Annotated in this window: 5 protein-coding genes; all 5 read right to left on the bottom strand. The window is 69.8% G+C overall.

The annotated features are described in order from the left end of the window. Positions 1-891: low specificity L-threonine aldolase (locus Q4F04_RS14960; protein ID WP_303370589.1), on the bottom strand; the 891-nt coding region annotated here is incomplete at its 3' end. Next, positions 888-1,328: a YcgN family cysteine cluster protein gene (locus Q4F04_RS14955; RefSeq protein WP_303370588.1), complete on the bottom strand. Its 441-nt coding sequence runs from the start codon at positions 1,326-1,328 to the stop codon at positions 888-890. The genes Q4F04_RS14955 and Q4F04_RS14960, both read right to left, overlap by 4 nt. Then, positions 1,328-2,272: a bifunctional riboflavin kinase/FAD synthetase gene (locus Q4F04_RS14950; protein WP_303370592.1), complete on the bottom strand. Its 945-nt coding sequence runs from the start codon at positions 2,270-2,272 to the stop codon at positions 1,328-1,330. The genes Q4F04_RS14955 and Q4F04_RS14950 overlap by 1 nt, the downstream gene beginning before the upstream one ends. Positions 2,273-2,324: 52 nt before the next feature. Further along, entirely contained in the window at positions 2,325-2,768 is a 444-nt protein-coding gene (locus Q4F04_RS14945) for a MaoC family dehydratase (protein ID WP_303370591.1), read from the bottom strand. A 98-nt stretch (positions 2,769-2,866) separates the two neighbouring features. Beyond that, complete coding sequence (locus Q4F04_RS14940) at positions 2,867-3,700, bottom strand: TIGR01459 family HAD-type hydrolase (RefSeq protein WP_303370590.1); 834 nt, start codon at positions 3,698-3,700, stop codon at positions 2,867-2,869. Between the last annotated feature and the right edge of the window lie 5 nt (positions 3,701-3,705).

Raw genomic sequence — 3,705 nt, 5'->3', positions numbered from 1 at the left:
CAGGTCGTGCGGCAGGCGGATGAAGATCTCGTTCGCCTCGACCGGGACGAGCGGTTGGAAACCCGCCGCCTGGAGGCCCGAGGCGAGTTCCGCCGCCGCCGCATTGGCGTGGCGGGCAAGGTCCAGCCACAACCCGCCGTCCAGCCAAGCCAGCATCTGTGCGGCAAGGAAGCGGTGCTTGGACCACAGGTGCCCCGCCCGCATCCGCCGGAAGGAAAAGTCGCGGGCGCGGTCGGGGTCGAAGAACACCACCGCCTCAAGCGCGAGGCAGCCGTTCTTGGTGCCCCCCAGCGACAGCGCATCGACCCCCGCCCGCCAGGTCAGATCGGCGGGCGTTGCACCCGTCGCGGCCACCGCGTTGGAAAAGCGCGCGCCGTCCATGTGGACCGCCAGCCCGGCATCCCGCGCCACCGCAGCCAGCGCGGACAGGCCCGAGGCGTCATGGACGGTGCCCCATTCGGTCGCGTTGGTGATCGACAGGACGGCGTTCCTGCCGTCATGCTCGTCTTCCTGCGGATAGTCGGCGATGCGCGCGGCCAGGGTCGCCGGCGTCATCCGCCCTGCCCCGCCCTCGACCAGCGCAAGCTGCGCTCCGCCCGCCATCCATGCGGGGGCGCCGGATTCCGAGGTCTCGATATGCGCGGTCCGGTGGCAGAAGATGCGGCCCCAGGGCGGGCAGAGCTGCGCCAGCGCAAGGGCATTCGCGCCGGTGCCGGTCCCCAGAAGGAAGACGGCGGCATCAGGGGCCTCAAGCACCTCGCGCAGCCGCTCGGCGGCGCGGGTGGTCAGCGGGTCGCGGCCGTATGACGCCGCGGTGCCGTCATTGGCGGCGGCCAGCGCCTGCATGATGCGGGGGTGGACGCCCGATGCGTTGTCCGAGCCGAAATTCATGACAGGTCCTCGATCACGTAGCGGTCCCAGTCTTCCTCGGGCACGTCCAGTTCGCTGACGGTGCGGCCGCGCACCGAGACCCCAGCGCGGTGGACCGCCTCGGGGTCGCCCGAGATGAGGTGGTGCCAGGGGTAAAGCGGCCTTCCCTCGGCCCGCAGGCGATAGGCGCAGGTGGCGGGCAGCCACCATGAGATCTCGGCCAGCTTGTCCGGGGTCAGCACCACGCAGTCGGGCACATAGTCGTGGCGGTTCGTGTAGGAGGAACAGCGGCAGCTTTCCCCGTCCAGCAGCCGGCAGGCGACGCAGGTGAAATCGAGACTGCCGTCATCCTCGTATTCGATCTTGTTCAGGCAGCACTTGCCGCAGCCGTCGCAGAGCGCCTCCCACTCGGCGGCGCTGAGTTGGTCCAGCGGCAGTTCCCAGAAACGCGGGCGCATCAGGCGGCCGAAAGGATGCGGCGGGCCTGGTCCTCGTCCTCGCGCATCTGGGCGATCAGCGCCTCCAGCCCCTCGAACTTCGCCTCGGGGCGCAGGTAATCGACCAGCGCGACCGAAAGATGGCGGCCATAAAGATCGCCGTCAAAGTCGAAGATATAGGTTTCCAGATTGGGCGTGTTGGTGCCGAACATCGGCCGCACGCCCAGCGAGGCGACGCCGCGGTAATTCCCCCTGTCCGGCCCGTCCAGCACATCGACCAGCACCGCATAGACGCCCAGCTTCGGCAGGTGCAGCCCGTCCACGGCAAGGTTCGCGGTGGGATAGCCCAGATCGCGGCCCCGCTTGGCGCCATGCAGGACCTCGCCCTCGATGCGGTGCCAGTGGCCCAGCATCCGCTCGGCGTCGCGCGGACGGCCCTCGGCCAGCGCCTCGCGGATGGCGGTCGAGCTGGTCGCGGCCTCGCCCGTCGCCAGCAGCGGCACGGCGCTGACGCCGAAGCCGAGACGCCGGCCCGCCGCGGCCAGCGTGCTGGCGTCACCGGCACGGCTGCGGCCATAGCGGAAATCCTCGCCCACGGCGACATGGGTGACGCCCAGGCCCTCGGCCAGAACCTCGCGGGCGAAGTCCTCGGGGGTCAGGCCGGCAAGCGTGGGGCCGAAGGGCAACTGGTAAAGCTGGCTGACGCCAAGCCGGGCCAGGCGGTTGGCGCGAGCCTCGGCGTTCATCAGGCGGAAGGGCGGTTCCTCGCGGCCCTTGACGCGGGCGAAATATTCGCGCGGGTGCGGTTCAAAGGTGACGATGCCCAGCGGCGCATCGGGCCGCGCGCCGCGCGCGGCATCGATCACGGCGCGGTGGCCGCGATGGACGCCATCGAAATTGCCCATGGCCACGGTCGCGCCGCGGGCGGCTGCGGCAAGGCCGCGCCAGTCGCGGTGGATGTGCATCGGCGGGTTCTGCATGGGCCCCCATGTCCGGGCCATGCCTTGGCCGGATCGGTCAGTCGAACTTGCGGGACGGCGCCAGAACCACCGCCTCGCCCTTCAGCACGACCGTATCGCCGACGATGCAGCGCGTGGCAAGGGTGACGCGGCGCTTGGCATGCTCGATGGCTTCCACCTGCACCTCGGCCCGGACCATGTCGCCGGGGCGGACAGGGGCCATGAACTTCAGCGTCTGGCCGAGATAGACGGTGCCATGTCCCGGCAGTTGCTCGCCGATCACCGCGGAAATCAGCCCGGCCGTCAGCATTCCGTGGGCGATCCGGCCCTCGAAGATCGTGTCGCGGGCATAGGCGTCGTCCAGATGGACCGGGTTCCGGTCGGTCGAGACCTGCGCGAACATCTCGATGTCCTCGTCCGTCACCTGCTTGAGCAGATGGCGCATCATCCCGATCTCGAGATCCTCGATGACGATGGTGCCGCGTGGCTGGTTGTCGAGCATCATGGCCTCCCTGCTGCGCCGCAGCGTAGCAGGGAACAGGGCGTCGAGCAATAATACGAAAGTTCAATACGCGGCAGAGAACGATTATTGCCGCAGCGTCACCGCAGCCGGCCGATGGCATAGGTGGGCGAGATCGCCTGTTCCTCCAGCCATTGCAGCATCCGCTTGGAATCGGGACGCTCCACGTCCTCGCCCATGTGCTCGGCCGCAAGCCCGCCGGTGACGAAGAGCGAATCGATCCCCTGGTTCACGGCGCCCGCGACGTCGGTGCCGATGCCGTCGCCGATGGCGAGCGCCGGAACCTCGGGGCCGATGCCGAGATGCCGGCGGGCAAGGTCATAGATCGGCGCGTGCGGCTTGCCGAAGTACAGCGCCTCGCCGCCCATCTCCTCATACAGCGCGGCGAGCGCGCCGGCGCAGTAAAGCCGCTGCTCGCCGTAATCGACCACGAGGTCGGGGTTGGCGCAAAGCAGCGGCAGGTTGCGGGCGCGGGCCTGTTCCAGCCGCTCGCGGTAGTCCTCGGGCGTTTCGGTCAGATCGTCGAAGGGGCCGGTGATGACCATGCCCTCGGCCTCGGCCAGCGGCGCGCGGGTGATGGTGCCCGCGCGGGGATCGTCGGTCTCGGTGAAGAAGCCGATGTCGCGGTCGGGGCCGACATGCCAGACGCGGGCCCCGACCCGGCCCGAGAACATCGCGTCCTGCGCCGCGTCGCCCGAGGTCACGATGTCGTCCCAGGCGTCATCCGGCACGCCGAGCCGCGCGATCTGCTCGGCCACCAGCCGGCGCGGACGGGGGGCGTTGGTGACCAGCGCCACCCGGCCCCCGCCTGCGCGATAGGCCTGCAGCGCAGAAATCGCCGCGGGATAGGCCATCTTGCCGTTGTGGACGCAGCCCCACAGGTCGCAGAACAGCACGCCATAGTCGCCGCCGATCTCGG

This window comes from Paracoccus sp. (in: a-proteobacteria) (assembly GCF_030536915.1).
In the GTDB taxonomy this organism is placed as follows: domain Bacteria; phylum Pseudomonadota; class Alphaproteobacteria; order Rhodobacterales; family Rhodobacteraceae; genus Paracoccus.
The sequence above is the reverse complement of the archived record's forward strand: the minus strand, read 5'-3'. Positions and strand labels throughout refer to the sequence as shown.